This window comes from Streptomyces sp. B6B3, assembly GCF_039871525.1.
In the GTDB taxonomy this organism is placed as follows: domain Bacteria; phylum Actinomycetota; class Actinomycetes; order Streptomycetales; family Streptomycetaceae; genus Streptomyces.
The window spans coordinates 1-22,491 of record NZ_JBDPLU010000018.1 but is presented as its reverse complement, the minus strand read 5'-3'; the positions used below and the strand labels follow the sequence as shown (position 1 = coordinate 22,491).

29 protein-coding genes are annotated in these 22,491 nt (G+C 72.4%); 14 read left to right on the top strand and 15 right to left on the bottom strand.

Annotated elements, in window-relative coordinates:
- Positions 1-77 precede the first annotated feature (77 nt).
- Together ABGB06_RS29495 and ABGB06_RS29490 are read right to left on the bottom strand one after the other, a co-directional pair.
- A complete protein-coding gene (locus tag ABGB06_RS29495) occupies positions 78-908 on the bottom strand; it encodes an endonuclease/exonuclease/phosphatase family protein (RefSeq protein ID WP_347594940.1) in 831 nt (276 codons plus the stop codon).
- A gap of 438 nt (positions 909-1,346) precedes the next feature.
- Positions 1,347-2,630, bottom strand: a complete 1,284-nt coding sequence (locus ABGB06_RS29490; RefSeq protein WP_347594938.1) for an MFS transporter — start codon at positions 2,628-2,630, stop codon at positions 1,347-1,349.
- A gap of 94 nt (positions 2,631-2,724) precedes the next feature.
- On the opposite strand from ABGB06_RS29490, the gene ABGB06_RS29485 reads away from it, so the two are divergent.
- Entirely contained in the window at positions 2,725-3,177 is a 453-nt protein-coding gene (locus ABGB06_RS29485; RefSeq protein ID WP_347594936.1) for a helix-turn-helix domain-containing protein, read from the top strand.
- Positions 3,178-3,292: 115 nt separating this feature from the next.
- Entirely contained in the window at positions 3,293-3,556 is a 264-nt protein-coding gene (locus tag ABGB06_RS29480; RefSeq protein ID WP_347594934.1) for a hypothetical protein, read from the top strand.
- Here ABGB06_RS29480 and ABGB06_RS29475 read toward each other — a convergent pair.
- Positions 3,532-4,479: a helix-turn-helix domain-containing protein gene (locus tag ABGB06_RS29475; protein ID WP_347594932.1), complete on the bottom strand. Its 948-nt coding sequence runs from the start codon at positions 4,477-4,479 to the stop codon at positions 3,532-3,534. The two genes, ABGB06_RS29480 and ABGB06_RS29475, sit on opposite strands and share 25 nt — an antisense overlap.
- Positions 4,480-4,580: 101 nt before the next feature.
- Here ABGB06_RS29475 and ABGB06_RS29470 point away from each other — a divergent pair, with 101 nt between their 5' ends.
- Positions 4,581-5,624, top strand: coding sequence for a saccharopine dehydrogenase NADP-binding domain-containing protein (locus ABGB06_RS29470; protein WP_347594930.1), 1,044 nt, complete (start codon positions 4,581-4,583; stop codon positions 5,622-5,624).
- Between the two features lie 72 nt (positions 5,625-5,696).
- Here the strand turns inward: ABGB06_RS29470 and ABGB06_RS29465 are convergent, their stop codons facing one another.
- The 5 genes from ABGB06_RS29465 to ABGB06_RS29445 form a co-directional block, all read right to left on the bottom strand.
- A complete protein-coding gene (locus ABGB06_RS29465) occupies positions 5,697-6,068 on the bottom strand; it encodes a VOC family protein (RefSeq protein WP_347594928.1) in 372 nt (123 codons plus the stop codon).
- Between the two features lie 107 nt (positions 6,069-6,175).
- The gene (locus ABGB06_RS29460) at positions 6,176-6,919 is read right to left on the bottom strand and encodes a class I SAM-dependent methyltransferase (RefSeq protein ID WP_347594926.1); all 744 of its coding nucleotides are present in this window, start codon (positions 6,917-6,919) and stop codon (positions 6,176-6,178) included.
- A gap of 58 nt (positions 6,920-6,977) precedes the next feature.
- The gene (locus ABGB06_RS29455; protein ID WP_347594924.1) at positions 6,978-7,139 is read right to left on the bottom strand and encodes a hypothetical protein; all 162 of its coding nucleotides are present in this window, start codon (positions 7,137-7,139) and stop codon (positions 6,978-6,980) included.
- 53 nt (positions 7,140-7,192) lie between these two features.
- A complete protein-coding gene (locus ABGB06_RS29450; protein WP_347594922.1) occupies positions 7,193-8,083 on the bottom strand; it encodes a calcium-binding protein in 891 nt (296 codons plus the stop codon).
- A 10-nt stretch (positions 8,084-8,093) separates the two neighbouring features.
- Positions 8,094-8,651, bottom strand: coding sequence for a hypothetical protein (locus ABGB06_RS29445; protein ID WP_347594920.1), 558 nt, complete (start codon positions 8,649-8,651; stop codon positions 8,094-8,096).
- Positions 8,652-8,768: 117 nt separating this feature from the next.
- Here ABGB06_RS29445 and ABGB06_RS29440 point away from each other — a divergent pair, with 117 nt between their 5' ends.
- The 5 genes from ABGB06_RS29440 (at position 8,769) to ABGB06_RS29420 (ending at position 11,288) form a co-directional block, all read left to right on the top strand.
- On the top strand, positions 8,769-9,536 hold the full coding sequence (locus tag ABGB06_RS29440; protein ID WP_347594918.1) for a GNAT family N-acetyltransferase: 768 nt from the start codon (positions 8,769-8,771) through the stop codon (positions 9,534-9,536).
- A 64-nt stretch (positions 9,537-9,600) separates the two neighbouring features.
- A complete protein-coding gene (locus tag ABGB06_RS29435; protein ID WP_347594916.1) occupies positions 9,601-9,783 on the top strand; it encodes a hypothetical protein in 183 nt (60 codons plus the stop codon).
- A 34-nt stretch (positions 9,784-9,817) separates the two neighbouring features.
- Positions 9,818-10,267: a hypothetical protein gene (locus ABGB06_RS29430; protein ID WP_347594914.1), complete on the top strand. Its 450-nt coding sequence runs from the start codon at positions 9,818-9,820 to the stop codon at positions 10,265-10,267.
- A gap of 10 nt (positions 10,268-10,277) precedes the next feature.
- Positions 10,278-10,595 carry a hypothetical protein gene (locus ABGB06_RS29425; protein WP_347594912.1) on the top strand — a complete coding sequence of 106 codons (318 nt, stop codon included), beginning with the start codon at positions 10,278-10,280 and terminating at the stop codon, positions 10,593-10,595.
- A gap of 42 nt (positions 10,596-10,637) precedes the next feature.
- Positions 10,638-11,288: a DUF4232 domain-containing protein gene (locus ABGB06_RS29420; RefSeq protein ID WP_347594910.1), complete on the top strand. Its 651-nt coding sequence runs from the start codon at positions 10,638-10,640 to the stop codon at positions 11,286-11,288.
- 56 nt (positions 11,289-11,344) lie between these two features.
- Here ABGB06_RS29420 and ABGB06_RS29415 read toward each other — a convergent pair whose 3' ends face one another.
- On the bottom strand, positions 11,345-13,246 hold the full coding sequence (locus tag ABGB06_RS29415) for a hypothetical protein (RefSeq protein WP_347594908.1): 1,902 nt from the start codon (positions 13,244-13,246) through the stop codon (positions 11,345-11,347).
- A gap of 120 nt (positions 13,247-13,366) precedes the next feature.
- Positions 13,367-14,287, bottom strand: a complete 921-nt coding sequence (locus tag ABGB06_RS29410) for a sigma-70 family RNA polymerase sigma factor (protein WP_347594906.1) — start codon at positions 14,285-14,287, stop codon at positions 13,367-13,369.
- 103 nt (positions 14,288-14,390) lie between these two features.
- Between ABGB06_RS29410 and ABGB06_RS29405 the strand changes: the two genes are divergently transcribed.
- The 3 genes from ABGB06_RS29405 (at position 14,391) to ABGB06_RS29395 (ending at position 16,097) form a co-directional block, all read left to right on the top strand.
- Positions 14,391-14,840 carry a carboxymuconolactone decarboxylase family protein gene (locus tag ABGB06_RS29405; protein ID WP_347594904.1) on the top strand — a complete coding sequence of 150 codons (450 nt, stop codon included), beginning with the start codon at positions 14,391-14,393 and terminating at the stop codon, positions 14,838-14,840.
- A 119-nt stretch (positions 14,841-14,959) separates the two neighbouring features.
- On the top strand, positions 14,960-15,598 hold the full coding sequence (locus ABGB06_RS29400) for a helix-turn-helix domain-containing protein (protein ID WP_347594902.1): 639 nt from the start codon (positions 14,960-14,962) through the stop codon (positions 15,596-15,598).
- A 31-nt stretch (positions 15,599-15,629) separates the two neighbouring features.
- Positions 15,630-16,097 (top strand): DUF3291 domain-containing protein, encoded by a 468-nt coding sequence (locus tag ABGB06_RS29395; RefSeq protein WP_347594900.1) that lies wholly within the window; start codon positions 15,630-15,632, stop codon positions 16,095-16,097.
- Between the two features lie 57 nt (positions 16,098-16,154).
- Here the strand turns inward: ABGB06_RS29395 and ABGB06_RS29390 are convergent, their stop codons facing one another.
- From ABGB06_RS29390 to ABGB06_RS29375, 4 genes are all read right to left on the bottom strand, one after another.
- Positions 16,155-16,592, bottom strand: a complete 438-nt coding sequence (locus ABGB06_RS29390) for a thioesterase family protein (RefSeq protein ID WP_347594898.1) — start codon at positions 16,590-16,592, stop codon at positions 16,155-16,157.
- A 169-nt stretch (positions 16,593-16,761) separates the two neighbouring features.
- A complete protein-coding gene (locus tag ABGB06_RS29385) occupies positions 16,762-17,289 on the bottom strand; it encodes a DinB family protein (protein WP_347594895.1) in 528 nt (175 codons plus the stop codon).
- 118 nt (positions 17,290-17,407) lie between these two features.
- Positions 17,408-18,688 carry an acyl-CoA dehydrogenase family protein gene (locus ABGB06_RS29380; RefSeq protein ID WP_347594893.1) on the bottom strand — a complete coding sequence of 427 codons (1,281 nt, stop codon included), beginning with the start codon at positions 18,686-18,688 and terminating at the stop codon, positions 17,408-17,410.
- Positions 18,689-18,692: 4 nt separating this feature from the next.
- Entirely contained in the window at positions 18,693-19,175 is a 483-nt protein-coding gene (locus ABGB06_RS29375; RefSeq protein WP_347594891.1) for an SCP2 sterol-binding domain-containing protein, read from the bottom strand.
- A 68-nt stretch (positions 19,176-19,243) separates the two neighbouring features.
- On the opposite strand from ABGB06_RS29375, the gene ABGB06_RS29370 reads away from it, so the two are divergent.
- Entirely contained in the window at positions 19,244-19,903 is a 660-nt protein-coding gene (locus ABGB06_RS29370) for a TetR/AcrR family transcriptional regulator (protein WP_347594889.1), read from the top strand.
- A 50-nt stretch (positions 19,904-19,953) separates the two neighbouring features.
- The gene (locus ABGB06_RS29365) at positions 19,954-20,907 is read left to right on the top strand and encodes a GNAT family N-acetyltransferase (protein ID WP_347594887.1); all 954 of its coding nucleotides are present in this window, start codon (positions 19,954-19,956) and stop codon (positions 20,905-20,907) included.
- Positions 20,908-20,929: 22 nt separating this feature from the next.
- On the opposite strand, the gene ABGB06_RS29360 is transcribed toward ABGB06_RS29365, so the two are convergent.
- On the bottom strand, positions 20,930-21,541 hold the full coding sequence (locus ABGB06_RS29360) for a helix-turn-helix domain-containing protein (protein WP_347594885.1): 612 nt from the start codon (positions 21,539-21,541) through the stop codon (positions 20,930-20,932).
- A 114-nt stretch (positions 21,542-21,655) separates the two neighbouring features.
- Here ABGB06_RS29360 and ABGB06_RS29355 point away from each other — a divergent pair, with 114 nt between their 5' ends.
- Positions 21,656-22,288: an NAD(P)H-dependent oxidoreductase gene (locus ABGB06_RS29355; protein WP_347594883.1), complete on the top strand. Its 633-nt coding sequence runs from the start codon at positions 21,656-21,658 to the stop codon at positions 22,286-22,288.
- Positions 22,289-22,491: the final 203 nt, after the last annotated feature.

The window sequence follows — 22,491 nt, the reverse complement described above, 5'->3', positions numbered from 1 at the left end:
TGTTGCGGCGTGGGTCAGACCTCCGGGAGAACGACGACGTTGCGCCGATATCGCGCCATCCGCGTCGGCCAGCGGGGCTACGGGAGCGTCAGGGTCGCCTGCACCGGACAGTGATCGCTCGGCCATTGTCCGTTCTCGCGGTAGACGTTGATCGACGCCGTTTCCACGATCACCTTCGGCGTGACCAGGATCCAGTCGATCCTGTCGTCCTTCGGCTGGGGGTCCACCCAGTCGTTCCAGGTGGCGTAGACCGGGCCTCTCGCCTTCGCCGTCATCCAGGCGTCCACCAGCCGGCCGTCCTTGAGCATGGCGTCGTACACCTTCTCCCCTTTGCGGGCGGGCACGTTGAAGTCTCCCGTCACCACGCAGGGCAGGCCCGTGTCGAACTTGGGCAGACCGTTCTCCTGGGTCTTGTTCATCTGCTTCCTGATCAGGTCGACGCTCGCCTGCCGGGAGGCGGCGCTCTGGTCGTCCAGGTGCGTGTTGATGGCGTAGAAGCGCCGCTTGGTCTCCGTGTCGCGGAAGAGGACCCAGGTGACCATCCGCGGCGACCCCGAGGCGTCGTCCCATTTCCTGCCGATGGTCAACGGGTCCTGGTAGATCCAGAAGTGCTCGTACTCCTCCGGCACCAGCCGGTCCCGGTCGTAGAAGACGGCCATGTACTCGTCGTGGCTGCCGCCCCCGCGGCCCTCACCGATCCAGTCGTACCGCCGCTTCTGCTGCTGCGTCGAGAGGTCCTGATGGATCTGCGTGAGCTGGTCGTAGAGCCCCTCCTGGGTGCCGAGCAGGTGCGGGACCTCCTGGGCGAGCAGGCGGGCCATGATCGGTCGCCGCGTAGTCCAGGCGTTGTTGGTGGCGGTGCCCCGGTCGTCGAACTTCAGGTTGTACGTCATGACGTCGAGTCCCATGGCGCCGTGCCTACCAGCCGCGCCGACGACCGCCGGACCGCGCCACGTGCCCCTCGCCCGGTTCACTCCGCTGCCCGTCAGCGGGCCAGGTGGGCGAGGGCGACGAGCCCGGTCTCGTGGACATGGACGACGAGTTGCGCGCGGTCGCGGCCCATGCCGCTCACCCGCATGTGGCGAACGTGCCAGCCCGCTACGACAGGAGTCCGCAGGACCGGGGAGTTCGAGCGGAGCCGGCGCCGAACTTCCTGGTGGAGTCCATGACGGCCACGCCGTGTGACGGGAGGGCGGACTGTCGGGTCCCGGTCGCCGGCAGCGTCGAAAGGTGTGCGGCTTCATCGACATCAGGAGCCGAAACACCGCGAAGCCAAGCACATCGAGTCCCCGAAGCCCGGCTACGTCGCGGGTGAGCCGCCTCCGGGTCCGCGGCTCGGCCGTCGCTCACCGTTCGGCGAGAAGGCCGGCCTCGCCGCGGGACGTCGACTCGGCCGTGGAGCCGGAGGTGGTGTTTCGGGTGAACGCCCACAGGGTGAGGCCGAGGCAGCTGAACGTGGCGCCCAGGGCGCATACGGCACCCCAACCGGCGGCCGCGTACAGGGACGTCGCGGCGATGGCGCCGGTGGCGCTGCCGATCGAGTAGAAGACCATGTACCCGCCGATCAGCCGGCTGCCCGCGTCCGGGTGCAGCGCGTAGATCAGCGTCTGGTTGGTGACGTGGACCGCCTGCACGGCGAGGTCGAGGAGGATCACCCCGACGGCGAGGGCCCAGAGCGAGCCGCGGGTGAAGGCCAGGGGCAACCACGAGGCGGCGAGCAGGGCCAGGGCGATGCCGGTGGTCCGGGTGGCGAGCCCTCGGTCGTTCAGGCGGCCCGCCACGGTCGCGGCCAGGGCGCCGGCGACGCCGATCAGCCCGAACGCCCCGATCGCCCGGTGCGGCAGGAGGTGCGGGGGCTCGCTGAGCGGCAGCGCGACGCTGCTCCACAGGGTGCTGAAGGCGGCGAAGATCAGCAGGCCGAACAGGGCGCGGAGCCGCAGCAGGCGTTCCCGTGCGAAGAGGGTGATCGTGGAGCGCAGGAGCCGCCCGTAGCGCAGGGTCGTCGCCTGGGCGTCCCGGTGGTGCGGCAGCACCCGGTGCAGGACCAGGGCGAGCAGGGCGGTGAGCGACGCCGAGGCCAGGTAGACGGAACGCCAGCCCGCGAGATCGGCCATGAGTCCCGACGCCGTGCGGGCGAGCAGGATGCCGATGACCACGCCGCTGGTGACCAGGCCGACGACTCGTCCACGCCCGGCGGGCGGGGCCAGCGACGTCGCGAAGGCCACCAGCGTCTGCGTGACGACCGCGAGGAACCCCGTCGCGGCCATGCCCGCGAGCAGGACCGCTGCCGTGGGGGCGACGGCCACCACGACCAGCGCCACCACCAGGAGCAGCAGCTGGGCCACGACGAGCCGTCCGCGGTTGGCCACGTCGCCCAGCGGCACGAGGAGGAAGAGTCCCAGCCCGTACCCGACGTGGGTGAGGGTGACCACGCTGCCGACGAGCGCCGGGCTCATGGCGAGGTCGTGGCCCATGGTGACCAGGAGCGGCTGGGAGAAGTAGACGTTGGCCACCGCGGCGCCGCAGGCGACGGCGAACAGCATGACGACGCCACGGGACAACACGAACGCGGGACTCTCCCCGCCTCGGGCCTCGGGCCGTCGTGTCACGACCTCGCCGTTTCCGGGCATCGCACTCCTCGCCTCTTCGGTTTCATCTTGCTACCAGCGAGGACGCTAATCCTTTTGGTAGCATGTTGCAACCATCAAGGAAGCGAGGGACGCCATGGTGAGCAGGACGCGCTTCGACGAGAGCGACTGCCCCGTCGCCCGGTCGGTGGACGCGATCGGCGACTGGTGGTCCCTGCTGATCGTGCGGGACGCCTTCGACGGAAGCCGACGCTTCGGGGAGTTCCAGCGCAGCCTCGGCGTGGCGAAGAACATCCTCGCCGCCCGGCTGCGCACGCTGGTCGCCGGCGGCGTCCTCGCCTCCGTCCCCGCCTCGGACGGCAGCGCCTACCGCGAGTACGCGCTGACCCCGAAGGGCGAGGCGCTCTTCCCCGTCATCGTGGCGCTGCGGCAGTGGGGCGAGCAGAACTTCTTCGCCCCCGACGAACCGCACTCGCAACTGGTCGACCGCCGACAGGGACAACGCCTCCGCGCGCTGGAGGTGCTGTCCGCGGACGGACGACGACTGGGTCCCGACGACGCCATCGTCCACAAGCTCTCCACTCGGTGATCCGATCCGGAGACCCGGCGCCTGTCGGCCAGCCTGCCGGGGATCCCGACATCGGCCGATGGTGAACGTCACGAGAGGCGCGCGCTTGCGCGCGTCATGCCTCCCTTCCACGCTGATGTCCGGGCCTCCGGGGGGACTGGAGGCCGATCAGCGGCCGCCTTCCGACTTCCAGTACGGCGAGGTGCTGATGTACTGCTACGGCGACGCGGTGGACGCCGCGTCGTGGTTGTTCTTCGACGACCGGCTCAAGACGGACTGCGACATGGGAGACGGATCGAGCGGCGGCCCGTTCCTCGTCGACGACGAGGGCATCACCATCGCCGGGGCGAACAGCCACACCGACGGTGACGCGCCTCACGCCCGGAACGTGCGGCGGTAGGCGTCCGGCGGCACGCCGATCGTGCGGTGGAAGTGGCGGCGCAGCGTCGTCGCCGTGCCCATGCCCGTGGCCGAGGCGATGGTGTCGACGCTGTCGTCCGTGCTCTCCAGCAGCTCCTGCGCGCGGCGGATCCGCTGCGTCAGCAGCCACTGCAACGGGGTGGTGCCGGTCACCGAGCGGAAGTGGCGGCCCAGGTGGCGCGAGCTCATGTTCGCCTGGCGAGCCAGGTCCTCGACGGTGAGCGGCTGGTCCAGCCGCCGCATCACCCAGGGGAGCAGCTCGGCCAGCGGATGGCCGTCCCGGGCCGGCACCGGCGTGGTGACGAACTGGGCCTGGCCACCGGCCCGATGCGGCGGCACGACCAGGCGGCGGGCGACCACGTTGGCGATCACCGAGCCGTGGTCGCGGCGGACCAGGTGCAGGCACAGGTCCATGGCCGCGGCCTTGCCCGCGGACGTGAGCACGCTGCCGTTGTCGACGTAGAGAACGTCCGGGTCGACCCTCACCCGGGGATAGCGCGCGGCCAGTTCCTCGGTGTGGGCCCAGTGCGTCGTCGCGGACAGCCCGTCCAGCAGGCCGGCGGCGGCGAGCACGAACGCGCCCGTGCACAGGGACACCACCCGCGCGCCCGACGCGTGGGCCGCCCGCACCGCCTCGACCAGATCGGCCGGCGGGTCCTCGTCGATGTCGGCCAGGGCGGGGACGATCACCGTGTCGGCGCCCACCAGCCGGTCCAGCCCGCTGTCCGGTTCCAACAGGAACCGGCCGACCCGCACGGCGTGCGTGCCACACACGCTGACGTCGTACCACGGGCCCGGCACCGCCGCCGGTGCGGAGCCGAAGACCTCGTAGGCGAGGGCCAGCTCGAAGTGCAGCATCCCGTCGGTGGCGGCGACCGCGACGGAGCGCGGGACAGAGCTCATGTCGGGAATTGTACGGGTCATGTCGTTCCGGACACTGGGCGCGGGTGGCCAGGGGCGACAGGATTGCCGCGGTGGATCACTTCGAGCACGCGGGAGCTGGCATGGCTGGCAGGGAACGGGAACGGACTGTGGCGGTGTTCGGCGCCTACGGGCACACCGGGCGGTTCGTGGTCGCGGAGCTGTGCGAACGCGGGTACGTCCCGCTGCTCCTCGGCCGCGACGGGGACAAGCTGCTGGCGCTGGCGCGGACCCGGCCGGGGCTCGAGACGCGGCAGGCGTCGGTCGACGATCCGGCCTCCCTCGACCGCGCGTTGCGCGGCGCCGCCGCCGTGATCAACTGCGCCGGCCCGTTCGCCACGACCGCCGCCCCGCTGATCGAGGCGGCGCTGCGCGCCGGCATCCCGTACGTCGACGTGGCGGCCGAGATCGAGGCGAACCTCGACACGTTCGCGCACTTCGCGGAGCGCGCCAGAGCCGCGGGCACCGTGGTGGTGCCGGCGATGGCCTTCTACGGCGGCCTCGGCGACCTGTTGGTCACCACCGCGATGGGCGACTGGACGGCGGCGGACGAGGTGCACGTCGCCTACGGCCTCAGCAGTTGGCACCCCACGGCCGGAACGCTCGCCGCGGGCGCGGTCTCGGCGCGGCGACGGGGTGGCCGCCGGGTCCGCTACACCGGCGGAAAGCTGGAGTACCACGACGACGCCCTGCCGACCCTGGAGTGGCCCTTCCCCGCTCCCCTCGGCACCCGGAGCGTCATCGGCGAGTTCTCCATGGCCGACGTCGTCACCGTTCCCAGCCACCTGGCGGTCCCGGAGGTGCGCACCTACATGACCGCCGACGCGGCGGCGGACCTGTCCGCTCCCGGCGCCCCGGCGCCCACCGCCGTAGACGAGCGCGGCCGTTCCGCGCAGACCTTCGTGGTCGACGTCCTCGCCCGCTCCGGCTCCACGGAACGCCGCGTGGCCGCCGCCGGTCAGGACATCTACGCCGTCAGCGCGCCGCTCGCGGTGGAGGCCGTCGACCGTGTCCTCACCGGCCGGACCAGGACCACCGGCGTCGCCTCCGCGGGCGCGGCCTTCGACGCCCCGGACTTCCTCCGCGCCCTGTCCTCGCACCTGTCGCTGCACGTGCCAGCACCGTGATCGCCCGCCTCCCGCCACGACGGGCCGCGCGAGCCCGACGACCGCGCGGGGGGCGGGGCGGGGCTGGCGGGATCAGGGCAGGTGCGCCAGCACGTTCACGACGGTGCCGCCCGGGTCCTCCACGAAGAAGCGGCGCACCCCCCACGGCTCCTCGGTGAGCGGGTACACGACCCGCAACCCGCGCCGCACCGCCTCCTCGTGCGCCGCGTCGACCGCCTCCGGACTGCCCAGATCCACGCCGAACCGTGGCTGCGGATCCTCCATGCCCGGCGGGAGAACGAGCACCTGCGCGCTCGGATTATCCGGCGACCGCAGCCCGAGCACGGGATCCCGCATCGCGACCTCAAGCCCCAGCACGCCGACGTAGAACTCCCGCGACGCGCTCGTGTCCCCGTTCCCGTCTCCGTCCCCGTCTGCGTACGGAATGATCCTGGTGACGGACATGGCGTTCTCCCTGCTGAGTGGACGTTTCCGCTCAGGTTAGGAACCCACTCCCGCACCGTCTTGGAGAAATCGGAAGCGGGTCGACCCGTCCGGTTCAGCCTTCCGGCTCAGCCGTCCGCCGGACGCAGCACCAGGCAGACGAAGCCGAAGGCGTCCCGGTAGACCCGCAGCCACTCGTCCCGGTGGGTGGCCGCGGCCGCCAGCGCCTGGTCACGGTCCGGGTGGTCGGGGTGGTCCAGGGCCCATTCGGTCAGGGATCCGGTCCAGGACCACTCGTAGTCGTCGAGCTCGTGCCGCGTGCTGGCATGCCCGTACACCGGCAGCCACCCGTCGGCGACCACCCGGTCCACGGTGCCCGCCAGGTCGGTGAAGTCCCCGAGCATCTCGACGGCCTCGGGCGACGGCTCGTCCGCCCAGTACCCGTCGCCGACCAGCACCCGCCCACCCGGAGCCAGATGCCTGCGCGCCGCGTCGAGCGTGGGCAGCAGCCCGCCGAACGCGTGCGCGGCGCCGACGCTGAGCACCAGGTCGAACGCGTGCGGGGCGGTGAAGCTGGTGGCGTCGTGCCGGTGCAGCACGAGGCGGTCCCGCACGCCGAGCTCCTCCGCGGCCACCCGGGCGGCGGCCAACGCACTCTCGGATAGGTCCACGCCCTCCGCCCGCGCCCCGGGGTGCGCGGTCAGCGCGCGCAGCAGCCACTCCCCACCACCGCATCCGAGGTCGAGCAGCCGCGCCTCCCCCTCCCCGGCCGGAACGCCGCGCTCCAACAACCGCCGCACGCTCTCGTCGCCGAGCGGCGAGGAGATCGGATGATGAGCATGGGCCAGGGTGGAGATCTCTTCGCGCTTCATCCGCGCAGCGTCACACGATCACGGGTGGCCCGCATCCCACTTTCCCCACCCGCCCCGGTCAGGGGTCGCCGCGCATGGCCGGATGACGAACCCCCGCGTCGGCCCCTGCCACCCTCGCCACATGCGCGTCGCCACCGTCCGCCAGCCGACGCAACTCGTCGACGCGCCCCGCCCGCGCCAGCGACTTCGCGGAGCCCCGCAGATCACCGTGGATGTGCACGCCCCCGATTGTGCCGCCGGCGCGGTTGGTAGCCCCCGCCCGGTCCTCGTACGTCAGTCCTGGTGGACCTCGTCGTCGTCCGGGCCGCCTGAGAGGAAGTCGACGCCCGGGCCGCCGTGGAGCAGGTCGTCGCCGCTGTTGCCGTACAGGTTGTCGCCGTTGACGCCGCCGTACAGCCTGTCGTTGCCGGGCCCGCCCCTCAGACGGTCCTGGTCGTCCTCGCCGCGCAGCACGTCGTCGCCGTCGCCGCCTTTGAGCAGGTCGCGGCCCGAGGAGCCGACGAGGGTATCGTCGCCGCCCTCGCCGAAGATGTTGTCCGGCCCGGTGCCTCCGTCGAGGTGGTCGGCGCCCTCGTCGCCGATGAGGGCGTCGAAGTCGTGCCCTCCGTACTGGTGGCCGGCGTTGTACAGATAGTCCTCACCTCCGCCGCCGTAGAGCGTGTCCTCACCGGTGCCGTCAAGGTGGTCGTTGCCGCTCTGGCCCCACGCGATGTCGGGGCCGGGGAGGTCGATGTTCACGCTGTCCTCGCCGTCCCCGGCTCTCACCTGAACGCCGCCGGTCGGGATGTCGCAGAGGACCACCGTGTCGTCGTTCGGGTACATGTAGGAACAGCCAGGCCCGGGCTCGATCGGGACGAAATCAGTGATGTAGACACGCGAGGGCCTGTCGAAGATCGCGCCATCTATGACGGTCACGCCGTTCTCCTGCCCGGGCGCCGCCGTGAACAGCAGGACGTCCCCACTGAGCCGGGCGTACGACGCCGTGTCCCGGCTCTCACGCTCCTCCGCGCTGGCGGCTCCCACCGCTCCCACCAGGGCACCCACGCCCACCATCGCCCCCACCAACACCATCCCGCGCATCACGCGCCCCCTCAGCATCAGAGATCTCTCGCGCGTGTTCGACTGTCGTGGTGATGTGGCGGTTGTGTCGCTTTCACGCCACACCTACTTCCGGCTACCCCTGGAACAGCCTGAACGGCACCGGTCCGCGGTGGAGGACGTGCGGCACGTCGCCGAACAGCAGGAGCGGGTCGTGCGGGCCGAGGGTGCGGAGTCGTTCCAGGGCGCGGTCGGTCACCTCGCGGACGGCTCGCAGTGTGGCGGTGCTGAGCGGCAGATAGTCGTCCTCGGTGCCGGGGTCGGCCGTCGCGGCGCCCGGGGTGACGCGCATGAGGCGTACGCAGCACCGCTCCGGGTCGAGCCGGGCCGCGTCGAGCGTCCGGATCGGGCCGTGCGCCACCTGCCGGCCGGCGGCCCGCGCCGCGGCGAACAGCACCGTGGGGTCGAGGGGCGTGAAGAAGACGACGTCGGACCACGCACAGTCGAGGGGAAGGACGCGTTCGCGCAGGCGATGCTCGCGGCCCGCGTACTTGGCGACGTGACGTGCGTGGAGATCCGGGTGGCGCTCGCGGAGCATCCCTAGGGGCAGTAACTGGTCGCCCCGCGGCTCCGTGGTCTGCGTGTGGAAGAGGGCGCCTTGGGCGCGGCGAGGGGTGAGGTCGAGGCTGGGCATGGAAAAAGCGTCGAACCCATCGGAGCGGGTCGACGCCGTCCCCGAATTCTACCGGGCGATCCCCGAGGCCGGCCAATTCGCTCGCCAGTCCCGTCTGAGGGCTGGCAGGGTCGGGGTATGTCGACAGATCCGTTGCTGGCCGGGGCCCGAGGGCTGTGGGAGGGCTGGGCGGGGGCGTCGGTGTCGTTTTCTGGTGCGGGGAGCCTGAGCGTGGTCGTCTCGCCGGAGTCGGGCATCTGTCCGGGTGGCTGGGTCGGGGTGGTCGCGCTGGGCGGATCGGCGATCGCGACCGCGCCGAACGAGCGGGCGGCCGGGATCGTGCGAGACGCTCTGGCTCCGTTGCCCGTAGGCGCCGTCGTGGACGCGGACGCGATACGCCGGGTGCTGCCGGTGGCCGAGGTGCTCGGCCCGGCGGCGTTGGCGTACGTGTCGCCCGACCACTTCCGGCCCGTGCGGGACGGCGGTGCCATGACCGTGGAACGGCTGCCCGGTGGCCACGCGGACCTGCGGGAGCTGGAGGAGTCCGTGGGCGCGGAGGAGGCGGGCGAGGCGAGCCTGGGCGCGATCAGCTCGCCGGCGTTCGTGGTCCGGGAGGACGAACGGGTGGTCGCCGCTGCCGGGTACGAGCTGTGGCCGGGCCGGGCGGCCCACGTCAGCGTGCTCACCGGGCGCGAGTGGCGAGGGCGAGGGCTGGCCCGGTTGACGGCTTCGGCGGCGGTCGCGCACGCCCTCGCGGCCGGCCTCCTGCCGCAGTGGCGAGCCCGGGTCCCCGCATCCCGGCGGGTGGCGGCCGCCCTGGGCTTCCGGGAACTGGGCGCGCAACTCAGCCTCAGCATCACCTGGCCCGCTTCCCCGCACGCGGATCCCGCTGCAAACGGACGGTAAGGTCAACGACGACCGCACACCCATCGAGATCGTCTCTCGTAAGGCACGGCCGTGCTGATCTCCCTTGAGGACTACGAAGCGCTCCAGGGAGACCGACTATCTGCTGCGGTCCCCTGCGAACGCCCGCCACCTGCTTGAGTCGATCGCCGAGGCGGAGAGCGGAGCCGTCGAGCGCCACGAGCTGGTGGATGACGGAGAAGGAGAAGACGGCGAGCGCGGGACCCCGGCGGCGTGCCACTATGAATGACCCGCCGGCTCGTGCATCCCCCGTACCTGGGCCCGTGTACCGGCCGAGCGCGCTGTTCCGGCGGACCGCGGCGGAGCGGCGGGATCAGTTGTTGTCCTGGCGGCGGGAGGACACCGCGTTCTTCGCGGCCGGCGCGTGCCACATCCTCGCCTTCGCGTTTCTGGAGGCGCATCCCGCCGCGGCGGCGGCCGGCTTCGGTCCCGTCGGGTTGTGGGCGCGGGGTGCGAGGGATCCGAGCCACGTGTTCGTGAGCGACGGGGCCTGGGCGTTCGACCACGACGGGTGGACCCCGACGTCCGAACTGCTGGCCGTCACGCGCGCCGCCGAGCCCGAGGCCGGGTACACGACGCGACCGATCGTCCTCGACCTGGATGCGTTCTGCGCCGGTCACTGGCACCGGCCCCGGCACCTCTTCGCCCACGATCCGTGGCCGCGGGCCCTGCGGTACGTCGCCCGGCTCCCCGGGCCTCCCGGCCGGCCGTAGGGTCTGCGGCATGGAGCAGAGGGACATGCGGGAGCCGGTGGTTCGGGAGCTGTACAACGTCCGGACGCCGCAGCCGGCGGAGGGCGGGTCCACGCCGTTGACCGACGAGGAGGAGCGGCGCGTGCGGGCGGTGTTCTTCCACGATCTGGGCAACGCCATCGCCGACCGCGGCTGGGTCCGGTTCCCCGCGTACTCGCCGGAGGAGCGCCGCCGGCTGGTCGACGTGGCGCACCGGCTCAGCGCCTACTGGGGGCGGCAGGTGTTCGTCGAGGCCGAGGACCCGTGCTCGTTGCGGCTCTACCTCGCGGGCCACGCGACGGCCTCGTAGCAGACCGACGGTGTGGCGGCGCCCGCGTGGGAGGATCGGCGGGTGCCGATATCGCCGCCCGCCCGGGCCCGTCTGTCCGCGTTGGCCGCCGTTGGGTGCGTCGTGGCCGGATGCGGCGACGCGGTCACGGTGGCGGACGTTCCGATGCCCGACCACCGGCCGGACAGGGACGATGACCAGTACGGGCTGTCGGTTGAGCAGCCGCGGAGCGGGCCGCGGCCGTGTGGCGCCAAGTCGGGCCTGGCCGTCAGTCCCGGCCTGGCGGACGCCGCGATGGGGCTCCGGGTGATGACCCTCTACGTGACGAACTGCGGCGTCGACCCTCTCACCGTGGAGGGCTACCCCGCCGTCACCCTCCTCGACGACGAATGGCGGGCCCTGGACGTCGAGGTGCGGCACGGCTCCGCGTCGATCGCCACGATCGAGGGCTTCGACGACCCGCCCCAGCCGGTGACCCTGGCGCCCGAGGAGTCGGCGGTGGCGAGCGTGCTGTGGCGCAACACCGTCGACGATCTGGCCGGCACCCCGGTCGTCGGGGCCCACCTCGACGTCGTCCCCATGCCGGACGAGCCCGCACAGCGGGTGCGGCCGCACGGCGACGTCGACCTCGGCACCACCGGACGCCTCGGCGTCAGCGCCTGGAAGTCCTACGAGGCGACCGAGCCCGACCCCACGGCCGATAACCCGGAATGACGGACGAGCGCCTGCTCGACGCCGCCAGGGAGGCCGGGCGTCGAGCAGGCGCTGGATCAACGCGTGCGGTAGGCGTCGATGATGGTCTGGGTCAGGGTGTTGCCGTCCTGGTCCGTGACCTCGGCGCGGAACGAGACGCTGCCGCCGGCCGGCGGGTTGTCGACGGTGATCCGCCCGTCGTGGACGGGCGTTTCCGTCCACGTCGCGCCGCCGTCGAGGGACACGGAGACGGTGACGTCCAGCGAGGCCGGGTCCGCGCCGGCGGCCGAGCCCTGGACGGTGACCGGGACCTCGACGCTCTCGCCGGCGGGCGAGGTGTTGTCCGACGCCAGTTCGGGTGCGTACCTGACGGCGTACGCCGGCACGGAACCGTCCTGGCCGGCCGCGGAGGTGAAGGTGTACTCGGCGACGACCTCGGTGCTCACCGAGGAGACGGTGCTGTCCCGGGCGATCGAGGTGACCAGCCGGTACTCCGCCTCCTCGGCCGGCACCTCGAACTCCACGAAATCGATGGGACCCTCGGCCGTGGCGTACTCCTGGCCGTCGCGGTAGAGCGTGGTCACGGCGCCGTCGTAGAGCGCCTCGCCCTCACCCGAGGGGTCCCAGGTGCGGTGCCCGGCGCCGTCGGCGAGCAGGCTGACCGCGCCGTGGAGGGTGTTCCCCGACCGGAACAGGCCGTCGTCCGCCGTGGAGATCACCGGTCCGAAGACACCGGTGTTGAACGTCTCCCGGCGCTCCTCGCCCGGACGGTGGCGCATCTCGCCCGTGGTGTACGCCCCGTGGGCACCGTTAGTGGCACGGAAGCTGTGCTCCCAGAGGATGTCGTCCGCCCGGACGTACACCTCGCTGGCGATCGGCAACAGCGTGTCCTCGGACCAGACGGAGAAGTTGACGGACGGCGTGGTGAGCAGGAAGCCCCTGTCGCCCTTGAGGGTCTTCCCCGCCTCGACGGTGATCCTGGCCATGTCCTGCCAGTCGGTGTGCAGGGTCAGGCCGGTGTAGAACCCCTCCGACCGGGCGTCGGCGGCGTGGAACTCGCGCTCGCCGTCCATCACGCGCTTGTAGACCGAACTGTTGAGCTCGTACGCCTCGGAGGGCTCGCCGAGTTGCGCGGTCCCGATCCCGCCCGGCAGTTGGCCGGGCGTACTCAACGAGGCGCCGAACCCCGTGTCGGCGCCCGGCGGCAGCATCTCCCAGGCGATCGTCATCGACGACGACGCGGAAGGCTCGTCCTCGAAGGTGAGGTCGATGTCCTTCGCGGCGGCGGCCGGAAGGTCCAGCGTGGTGTCCCCGGTGACCGACGCGTGCGGCATCAGCAACCAGTCGCCCCCAACGGCCTCACCGCCCTCCAGACGGTCGACCAGGGCGTACACCGCGTACTCCCCGACGGGAAGCTCGATGTCGACCGTGACGTCGTCCGGGCCCGTGGGCTCCACGTAGGTCCGCTCCCACGTCTCCAGATCCATGACCCTGGCGTACCAGGACGCGGTCGCCTCGCCCGCGCGGTCGGTGGGCGCGACGGTCACCGTCGCCGTCTCCGCCGCGTCCCGCCCCGCCGGAGACGACAGGTCATGGCCAGGATTGGTGACGTTGAACGCGCCCGGGTCCAGCGTCCCGTCCTCGATACCCGCCCGGGCCGAGTGCGGGATGACCTGGGTTTCCCCGTCGCGGGTGAGGGTGTCGTACCCGTCGACACTCAACTCCTGGCCACCGGCGCGGTCCGTGCCGGAACCCGCATCGCTGATCACGCCAGCGACCCCGCCCCGCTCGTCCAACACCACACGCTCACCCGTCGGCAGGGTGACCTGCCGCGCCACCGTCGCCACGTCCGCCGCGCCCGCCGCGCCCGACTCGCTCGGGACGGCCTGGGCGGTCTGGGCCCCGGCCGGGCTCCAGGCCGTCACCGCCGTCACCGCCGTCAACGTCGTCAACGTCGCGCAGACCGCGACGCCGGCCATCCCGCGCCGCCTTCGCCTCGTTCGCGTTCCTCGTAGTGCCACGTGCGCTCCCTTCGATGGGACGGCCGGGCGGCCGCCTCACCGAACAGACGTGTCGAGCGCCCAGGAACTATTCCGGCCCTACCCGGGCGGTGGCCCGGGGAGGTCCAGCGACGCGAGGTGGGCCGGGTCGGCCAGGACCGTGATCTCGGTGATCCGGTCAACGACGACGGTGAACGCGACGATCGCGAGCGGGGAGCCGTCCGCCCTCCACGACACGACGCCCGGACGGCCGTTGACGAGCACCGCCCGGCCCCGCGGGCCAGCGCCGCCGGCTCGCCGTGCCCCGGCGGCGACCTCGGTCGCGCCGAGGGTGACGACCACGCCGCCCGCGGTGTGGACGGTCCGCCTCACCTCGGGGTCGAGCACCCGCAACAACCCCTCGAAGTCGCCGCGACGGGCCGCCGCCAGGAAGGCCTCGACCACCTCGCGCCGCTCCCGCGCCCCCTCCGGCGGCCGTTCGTTCGCCCGTACCTTCCTGCGGGCTCGGCTGGCGAGCATCTTGGCGGCGTCGGTGGACTTGCCGAGGATCTGGCCGATCTCGTGGAACGGCACCGCGAACAGGTCGTGCAGCACGAACGCCAGCCGTTCGCTCGGCCCGAGCGAGTCGAGGACGACGAGGAGCGCGAGCCCGACCGAGTCGGCGAGCGCCACGTCGTCCTCGGGCGCGGGCCCGTCGTCGACCGTGACCACGAGTTCGGGCAGCCGGTCGTCGTAGGACGCCTCGGGGTGGGCCTGACGGGTCCGCAGGACGTCGAGGCTGATCCGGCCGACCACCGTGGTGAGCCAGCCGGCGAGGTTGTGGATGGACGCCGCGTCCTGGCGGGAGAGCCGCAGCCAGGCCTCCTGGACCACGTCCTCGGCGTCGGCGTGCGAACCGAGCATCCGGTGCGCGACCGCGCGCAGCCGGTCGCGCTGGGCCTCGAACGCCTCGACCACCGGGTCCGTCGGACCGTCCGTCGGGCCGAGCGTCGGGTCGTCCGTCGGGCTGCTGTCGGACATGTCGTTACCTTCCTCGGCGCTGCTCCGTCATGGGGATGACGAGCCCGGACCCGCACAGGTAACCGAGGCACCAGCGAGCATCACCGACGAAGGAGCACGACCGATGGAAGCACGCATGACGAGTCCGCCACATCCCGACGTGACCACGGCGGTCCAGCACCTCCTCAAGGCGATCCACGCCAGCGGGGTCGACCCGTCCGTACTCGAACTGGTCCACCTGCGCGCCAGCCAGATCAACGGCTGCAGCCCGTGCGTGTTCGGCGGGGTCGCGGCGGCGAAGAAGCGGGGAGAGACCGACGAGCGGCTGCACAACGTGGTCACGTGGCGCCACACGCCGTTCTTCACCGAACGGGAACGGGCGGCGCTCGCGCTGGCCGAGGCCGCCACCCGGATCCAGGACAACGCGCCGGGCGTGACCGACGAGGTCTGGGAGGCCGCCACCGCCCACTTCGACGAGAAGCAGTTGGGCGCGATCGCCCTGCACATCGCGATGACCAACTTCTTCAACCGGATCAACCACGTCACCCGGGAGCAGGCCGGCAAGACCTGGTAGCCCCCACACTCCCGTCCCCGGCCTCCGCACCGTCGCCGGAGGCCGGGGACGGGGAGGGGACGGGGAGGGGACGGGAACGGCGTTGTTTCGAGCACTTCCGTTGGTCATAGAATCGGCGGATGACTGCCGAGGATTCCGCGTTCGCGGCGCTGGGCGCGTTGAGTGATCCCGTGCGCCGCCGGCTCTATCGACACGTCGCCGCCGCTCCGGACGACGTGGGGCGCGACGCGGCCGCGGAGGCGGTCGGGGTCTCCCGGTCGCTGGCCGCCTTCCACCTGGACAAGCTGGTCGAGGCGGGGCTGCTGGACGTGTCCTTCCGACGGCTGTCCGGGCGGACGGGACCCGGGGCGGGGCGGCCGGCGAAGGTGTACCGGCGTGCCGACGGTGAGCACGCCGTTTCCCTGCCGCCTCGGTCCTACGACACGGCCGGCCGGCTGCTCGCCGAGGTGGTGGAGAACGCCGGCCTGGACCGCGAGCTGATGGCGGCGGCCCGCGCCGCGGGCGCGGCGCATCCGGACGCGACCGCCGGCGACCTGGTCGAGGTGCTGCGGGACCGGGGCTACGAGCCCTACTGGGACGGCGAGACGCTGCGCCTGCGCAACTGCCCCTTCCACGCGCTGGCCGACGAGTTCCCGGCCCTGGTCTGCGGGATGAACCTCGCGCTGCTGGAGGGCCTGGCACCCGGGCAGTGGGCGCCGACGATGGATCCGCGTCCCGACAGGTGCTGCGTGACACTCTCTAAAAACAAGAAGCATTGACTATAGAAGCGAGTCGGGCCAAGCTGAGCGCATGACTGGCTTTCACCTCGCACAGGTCAACGTGGGCCGCATCGTCGCCCCCCTGGACGGCCCCGAGTTGGCCGACTTCGTCGCCCAGCTGCCCGAGATCAACGAGCTTGCCGATCGCAGCCCCGGGTTCGTGTGGCGCATGGTCGACGACGCGGGTGCGGACGCGACCGGGTTCCGTCCCGACGAGCAGGACGACCTGTTCCTGATCAACTGCTCGGTCTGGGAAACGGTCGAGGCTCTGCGGAACTTCACCTACCACTCCGATCACCTACGCGTGCTGAGTCGCCGCCGCGAGTGGTTCCAGCGCCTGGCCGAGGCGCACCAGGCCCTGTGGTGGATCCCGGCCGGTCACCGCCCGAGCGTCGCCGAGGCGATGGAGCGGGTCGCGCTCATCCGGGAACACGGCTCCGGCCCTGACGCGTTCACCTTCCGCGACCCCCACCCGGCGCCGGCCAGGGCCCTGCCCTGAGCCCAACTCCCCCGTCGTCGGGGGAACGGGCGGGGCTGGTGTCCGCCCTCGTCGTCGTCAGGGGGTCGTGGCGGTGCTGGTGGCCGCCTTGGCGGCCATGCGCTCGTCGAACGTCGCCGCGTCGATGACGTGCCGCTCGTGGTGGCCGCTGCTGATCACGTCCTGGGCGTCCCGGCATTCGACGGCGAAGCGCAGCCTCCGCCGGTCGACCTCCACGAGTTCGACGAACGCCGTGACCTCCATGCCCACCGGGGTCGCGGCGCTGTGGCTGAGCTCCACATGCGTCCCGACCGTCTTGTTCCCCTCCGGAAGCAGCGGAGCGACCGCCTCGATGCAGGTGTTCTCCACGAACGCGACGAGATACGCCGTGGCGAAGACGCGCGGCATGTCGGCGAAGCCCCGCAGCGCGTCCGACACCGCGGGAACGGTCAGGCCCTCGTCGACCAGCAGCCGGGAGGTGTGCCTGAGGCCGGCCCTCAGCTCGATCCGTGTCATCGTCAGGTCCCCCCGCTTGTCCGTTCGTCGGTCGCCAGGGGTCTGGTTGTACCAGCGGTCCGGTCGTGTCGACAACGGGGCGTCGGGCGTTCACGCCGCCCGCGCCGACCCCGCCGCCGCACCCCACGTCGCGCGGCCCCGGGACCACCACGCCCGGCCAGGGCGCGGTTCAGAAGCCCGTCTGTCCGTCGATGCGTTCGCGGATGAGGTCGGCGTGGCCGTTGTGCTGGGCGTACTCCTCGATGACGTGGAGGTAGACGAAGCGCAGGTTGACCAGGCCGGTGGGCGCCTCGGGGTCGTCCACGGGTTCGTCGAGGTCCCGGCCGGCGACGGCCGCGTCGGCCAGGTCCATCTCGGCGAGCAGGGTGGCGTGGTCGGCCGCGGCGTCGGCGTCCGCGACCAGGTCGATTTCCCCGTCCACGCCCTCGTCGGCCGGGTACGGGTCGCCGGGCCGCTGCCCGGCGTACTTCTCCCGGAACCAGAAGCGCTCCACCCCGGTCATGTGCCGGACCAGGCCCAGCAGCGTCAGCTTGGACGGCTCCACGGAGGCGGTCCTGAGCTGTTCGGCGGTGAGGCCGGCGCACTTCCTCAGCAGATAGGTGCGGTGCCGGTAGAGGAACTCCTCCAGCAGGGCGCGCTCGCCGGCCGCCAGGTCCGCGCGGGGTCGCCGCTCAACGTCGGGTGCGATCCATGTCATCCGGACATGCTGGCAACGGCGGCGCCGGACGGCCAACGGATTTCGCGCGCTCGCTCGGCCCGTGCGGCGCGCCGGCAGGGCGTGGGCCCGGGCCGGCCTGATCGGACCGGGCCGGGCCTCAGGGAATGTGGCGGCCGGAGATGGCGCGGGCGATGACGAGGCGTTGGATCTCGCTGGTGCCCTCGAAGATGGTGTAGATCTTCGCGTCCCGGTACATCCGCTCCACCGGGTGCTCCCGGCTGTAGCCGGCGCCGCCCAGGATCTGGATGGCCTTCTCCGTGGCGGTGACCGCCAGTTCGCCGGCCCGCAGCTTGGCCATCGAGCCCTCGCCCGCCGTGAACGGGCGCTCGTTACGGCCCATCCAGGCGGCGCGCCAGATCAGCAGCCGCACCACGTCGATCTCGGTGCGCAGGTCGGCGAGGGCGAAGGCGATCGCCTGGTTGTCGATGATCGGGCGGCCGAACGCGACGCGCTGGCCCGCGTACTCCAGGGCGTACTCGTAGGCGGCGCGGGCGATGCCCAGCGCCTGGGCGCCGACGGTGGGGCGGGACACCTCGAACGTGGCCATCGCCGCCTGGCCCCTGCCCCCGGCTCCCTTCTCGCCCTCGCCGCCCTTCCCGCCCTGACGGGCCTCCTGGGCCTCCCGGGCCTCGCGGGCGCGTTCCCGGGCCCGGGCCAGCCGGGCGTCCAGCCGTTCCCGGCCGCCGAGCAGGCAGTGTCCCGGCACCCGCACGTCGTCGAGGAAGACGTCGGCGGTGTGCGAGGCGCGCAGTCCGAGCTTCCTGATCTTGCGGTTGCCGACCAGCCCCGCGGTGCCGGGCGGCACGACGAACGCGGCCTGGCCGCGGGAGCCCAGCTCGGGGTCGACGGAGGCGACGACGACGTGCACGTTCGCGATGCCGCCGTTGGTGCTCCACGCCTTCTGGCCGCTGAGCACCCACTCGTCGCGGGCCTCGTCGTAACGGGCGCGGGTGCGCAGCGCGGACACGTCGGAGCCGGCGTCGGGTTCGGACACGCAGAAGGCCGCCACCTTGGGGTCGTCCGCGTCGCCGAAGCACTGCGGCACCCATTCGGCCAGTTGTTCGGGGGTGCCGGCGGCGAAGATCCCGGCGACGGCGAGCGAGGTGCCGAACAGGGCCATGCCGATGCCGGCGTCGCCCCAGAACAGCTCCTCGTTGGCGATCTGCAGGGACAGGCCGCTCGGGTCGCCGAACATCTCGGCCAGCGACTCGAACCCGTACAGGCCGATCTTGGCCGCCTCCCGGATGACGGGCCAGGGCGTCTCCTCGCGCTCGTCCCATTCGGCGGCGGCCGGCCGGACGACCTCGGCGGCGAAACCGTGCACCCAGTCCCGCAGGTCACGCTGTTCCTCGGTGAGATCCAGAGAGAAGCCGGTCATGTCGTCACGCCTTGGGGATGTCGAAGAGGTGGGTGAGCGAGCTGGCGAGGGCGATGTCGCCGGAGATCTTGATCTTTCGGGTGAGGAACATCGTGACCGGGTTTCCGTTGCCCGAGACGAGCCTGAGGAACTCCGCGTCGGCCAGCACGAAGGTGACGCGCGCCCTGGTGTCGGACCGGCCGGGCGTCACCGCGCACGTCCCGTCCGCGATGGCCGTCTCCCAGACCACGGTGGGCTCGTCGCCGGCGCCGGTGACCTCCCAACGGATCACGGCGTCGAGCGCGCCGGCCGCCTCCGGCCGGAACTGCCGCTCCATCCGGCCGAAGATCTCCCGGAGCACCCGGTCGCGCAGCTCGCCCCGCATCAGCGCGCCGAGCTCCTTCCCGGACAGCCGCTTGACCAGGGTGGCGAACTCCGTGGGGGTCACGCTCGCGAAGTCCAGATCCGCGATCTCGGCCGGTATCTCGCTCTCGGGCACCGCGCTCACGCCCTTCCTTACCAAAAAGTAGACTTACCGAAGAGTAAGATTACGGGTCGGGTGAGTAGCCTGGCAAGATGACCGACCCCGACAAGCCGAGACGCCGGCTGCCCCGGAGCGTGCGCGAGCAGGAGATCCTCGACGCGGCGCTGCGGGTCTTCGCCAAACGCGGCTACCGCGCCGCCGTGGTGGACGAGATCGCCGACCTCGCGGGGATCTCGAAACCGATGGTGTACCTCTACCTCGGCTCCAAGGAGGGGCTGTTCGTCGCGTGCGTGCGGCGCGAGGCGCAGCGGCTGGTGACGGCGTTCCGGGAGGCCGCCTCGGCCGGCGACGCGCCGCCCGAGGCACGGCTGTGGGCCGGACTGTCCGCGTTCTTCGGCTTCGTCTCCGCGCACCGCGACAGCTGGGTGGTGCTGCTCCGTCAGGCGCCGGGCCAGAGCGAGACGATCGCGGCCGAGTTGGCGGAGGTCAGGCGCTCGGTGATGGCCGAGGTCACCGGCCTGCTCGACGCCGGCATCAGCCAGGCCCGCGCGCCCGGCGTCCGACTCGGCGCCGGCGACGCCGACTTCGTGGCCCACGCCCTGGTCGGCGCGGCCGACTCGCTCACCGACTGGATGGAACGCAACCCCGACCAGTCGCCCGAACGCGTCACGGCCTCCCTGATGAACATGCTCTGGATCGGCATGCGCAACGTCCTCGCCGGCGAGATCTGGACCCCACCGGACAGGACCTAGTGCCGTAAACGGTTCGACGGCCTCGCGGACCCCCTGACACAGTGCGCACCATGGCGAACGTCGAGCTCGTGACGGCCGCGGACGTGCGGCTCATGCAGGGTCTGGCGCAGCGTGTCACGGCCATCCGCCCGGACCTGATGAACGCCGACGCGTCGTTCGGCGCGCTGGCCTGGAACTGGGGCAAGGGGCACGCCAGCGACGGCGCGAGCTGGCGGCGTCGGCTGTGGTTCTCCGACGGGGATCTGGTGGCGTGGGGCTGGGCCCATCTGCCGCGGCGGGTGCGGCTGAGCGACGGGTCGGTCAAGGACGTCACCCGCGCCTATCTGGCGTACCAGGTCCATCCCGACCACGCCGGGCTGGTCGACCAGGTGATCGCCTGGTACGAGGGCACGGCGGCGGGCCTCAGGCGTACGGTGCTGCCGAGCGCCACCGACGCGTTCGGCCTGCGGCGGTGGGCGGCGCACGGCTACGAGGGCGACCCGGCCGCGCTCGGCGACACGGGGTTCTGGACCCAGCGCAACGAGCGGGACCTCACCGACGTGGAACAGCCGGCCCTGCCGGACGGATTCCGGTTCCGTACCGCCGACGAGGCCGGGCCGGAGGCCGCGGTCCGGGCCCATCTGGACGCCTGGACTCTCTCGACGTACACGGCCGAGGGCTACCGGGGCGTCCGGCGGGCGGCGGGGTATCGCGGCGACCTGCACGTTCTGGTGGAAGCGCCGGACGGGACGATGGCGGCCTCGACGATCATGTGGCTCGACGAAGCGAACCAGACCGCCGAGTTCGAGCCGGTCGGGACGCATCGGGACTACCGGCGTCGAGGGTTGGGCAGGGCGATGCTCCTGCACGGGATGCGCCTGGCGCGGGCGGCCGGGGCCACTCACATGACGGTCGCCTGCCTGGGAGCGCCGGGGCATCCGGAGGCGCGCGGGCTGTACTACGGCGTCGGGTTCCGGAAGTTCACGTGGGACGCGCCGCTCGTCAGGACCGGCGCCGCGGGCTGAGTCGGGGCCGCCGCGCGCGGCGTCAGCGGACCAGGCGTTCGATCAGGGTCTGCCAGGCGTCGCCGAGGAAGTCGGCGGTCTCCGCCGCCTGGTTCGCGTCGGTTTCGGGGCGCGACAGGTACAGCAGCAGGGGGCCCGCCAGCGCGGCGGTGAGCTGGATCGTGACGCCGTCCAGGTTCGGCATACTCGGCACGGCCTGGGCGAGCAGCACGCGGAGATGCGGCTGGGTGATCGACGGGTCGCCGGCCGGGACGGGCTGGTTGCGCTCGAGGGAGGCCCGCGCGATGGCGTGGCGGTCCACGAGGAAGGCGATCCGGGCGCGGCCGTAGGCGACGAGGCGTTCCACGGGCTCGGCGCCGGGCCCCAGCGGCGGCGGCCCGGACAGCACCTGCTCCTGGAACCGGCGCTCGTCCGCGTCGAGCAGCGCCCGGAAGATGCCGGCCCGGCTGCCGAACCGGCGGAAGACGGTGCCCTTGCCGAGGCCGGCGCGTTCGGCGAGGCCGTCCATCGTGACCCGCTCCACGCCGTGCTCCGCGATCATCTCGCGGGCGGTCCGCAGCAGGTGCTCCCGGTTACGCACCGCGTCGGCCCGCTCGGCGCGCGGCTTCCCGAAGGGCACTACGGAGCGATCCACGGGACCAACCTACCGGCAGGAATATAAGCGGGGTGAAGTCCGTTTATGCTGGCGTGCGGCGACCCCGCCGTGACCCCACCCCCGGACCACCAGCGCCTTTGAGGAATCACGACCATGAACCTGTTCCGCCTGGACGCCAGCATCCTGCCCGGCTCCTCCGCCAGCTCCGAGATCGCCGACATCGCCCAGGCCGAGTGGACCTCGGCCCACCCCGGCGCCACGGTCACCCGGCGTCACCTCGGCACCGACGCGCTACCCGCCGACGCCTGGACCCTCGCCACCACCGGCGGCTTCACCCCGGAGGCGGACCGCACCCCGGCCCAGCGCGAGGCGCTGGCCCTGGGCGCGGCCCTGGCCGAGGAGGTGCAGAACGCGGACGCCGCGATCCTGGCCGTCCCGCTGTACAACTACGGCGTCTCCCAGCACTTCAAGACCTGGGTGGACCTCGTCATCACCGGCGCGGGCCCCACCACCCCGCTCCTGAAGGGCACCCCCACCGTGCTGGCCACCGCACTCGGCGGCGGCTACGGCCCCGGCACCCCGCGCGAGGGCTGGGACCACTCCACCCCCTACCTGGAGCGGGTCCTCGCCGACATCTGGCAGGCCGACCTGACCGTCATCAAGCGCGAGCTCACCCTCGCCGCCACCACCCCCGGCATGGAACCCCTGCGCGACCTGGCCCAGCAACACCACACCAACGCCCTCACCGCCGCCCACACCGCCGGCCGCACCCTCGCCGGCAGCTGACCGCCACCCGACGGAGGTCCGACGCGCCGAGGGCCGGCGGCATCAGGGGGCGGAGAACCCACACCCCGACATCGTGCGCGGCAGGTCCCGCTCACCGGGACTTCCCGCGCACGATCCGCCCTCCCCGGCACAGCGGCTTCGAGCGCTTTCCGCCCGCCGGCTCACGATGGTGTGACGTGGCCGCGGAGATGGGGGCGGGGGGC

Bases quoted from the DNA above. Each gene is read 5' to 3' on its own strand.
- ABGB06_RS29495 (WP_347594940.1), bottom strand. From the start codon at position 908: ATGGGACTCGACGTCATGACGTACAACCTGAAGTTCGACGACCGGGGC.
- ABGB06_RS29490 (WP_347594938.1), bottom strand. From the start codon at position 2,630: ATGCCCGGAAACGGCGAGGTCGTGACACGACGGCCCGAGGCCCGAGGC.
- ABGB06_RS29485 (WP_347594936.1), top strand. From the start codon at position 2,725: ATGGTGAGCAGGACGCGCTTCGACGAGAGCGACTGCCCCGTCGCCCGG.
- ABGB06_RS29480 (WP_347594934.1), top strand. From the start codon at position 3,293: ATGTCCGGGCCTCCGGGGGGACTGGAGGCCGATCAGCGGCCGCCTTCC.
- ABGB06_RS29475 (WP_347594932.1), bottom strand. From the start codon at position 4,479: ATGAGCTCTGTCCCGCGCTCCGTCGCGGTCGCCGCCACCGACGGGATG.
- ABGB06_RS29470 (WP_347594930.1), top strand. From the start codon at position 4,581: ATGGCTGGCAGGGAACGGGAACGGACTGTGGCGGTGTTCGGCGCCTAC.
- ABGB06_RS29465 (WP_347594928.1), bottom strand. From the start codon at position 6,068: ATGTCCGTCACCAGGATCATTCCGTACGCAGACGGGGACGGAGACGGG.
- ABGB06_RS29460 (WP_347594926.1), bottom strand. From the start codon at position 6,919: ATGAAGCGCGAAGAGATCTCCACCCTGGCCCATGCTCATCATCCGATC.
- ABGB06_RS29445 (WP_347594920.1), bottom strand. From the start codon at position 8,651: ATGCCCAGCCTCGACCTCACCCCTCGCCGCGCCCAAGGCGCCCTCTTC.
- ABGB06_RS29440 (WP_347594918.1), top strand. From the start codon at position 8,769: ATGTCGACAGATCCGTTGCTGGCCGGGGCCCGAGGGCTGTGGGAGGGC.
- ABGB06_RS29425 (WP_347594912.1), top strand. From the start codon at position 10,278: ATGGAGCAGAGGGACATGCGGGAGCCGGTGGTTCGGGAGCTGTACAAC.
- ABGB06_RS29415 (WP_347594908.1), bottom strand. From the start codon at position 13,246: ATGGCCGGCGTCGCGGTCTGCGCGACGTTGACGACGTTGACGGCGGTG.
- ABGB06_RS29410 (WP_347594906.1), bottom strand. From the start codon at position 14,287: ATGTCCGACAGCAGCCCGACGGACGACCCGACGCTCGGCCCGACGGAC.
- ABGB06_RS29405 (WP_347594904.1), top strand. From the start codon at position 14,391: ATGGAAGCACGCATGACGAGTCCGCCACATCCCGACGTGACCACGGCG.
- ABGB06_RS29400 (WP_347594902.1), top strand. From the start codon at position 14,960: ATGACTGCCGAGGATTCCGCGTTCGCGGCGCTGGGCGCGTTGAGTGAT.
- ABGB06_RS29395 (WP_347594900.1), top strand. From the start codon at position 15,630: ATGACTGGCTTTCACCTCGCACAGGTCAACGTGGGCCGCATCGTCGCC.
- ABGB06_RS29390 (WP_347594898.1), bottom strand. From the start codon at position 16,592: ATGACACGGATCGAGCTGAGGGCCGGCCTCAGGCACACCTCCCGGCTG.
- ABGB06_RS29385 (WP_347594895.1), bottom strand. From the start codon at position 17,289: ATGACATGGATCGCACCCGACGTTGAGCGGCGACCCCGCGCGGACCTG.
- ABGB06_RS29380 (WP_347594893.1), bottom strand. From the start codon at position 18,688: ATGACCGGCTTCTCTCTGGATCTCACCGAGGAACAGCGTGACCTGCGG.
- ABGB06_RS29370 (WP_347594889.1), top strand. From the start codon at position 19,244: ATGACCGACCCCGACAAGCCGAGACGCCGGCTGCCCCGGAGCGTGCGC.
- ABGB06_RS29365 (WP_347594887.1), top strand. From the start codon at position 19,954: ATGGCGAACGTCGAGCTCGTGACGGCCGCGGACGTGCGGCTCATGCAG.
- ABGB06_RS29355 (WP_347594883.1), top strand. From the start codon at position 21,656: ATGAACCTGTTCCGCCTGGACGCCAGCATCCTGCCCGGCTCCTCCGCC.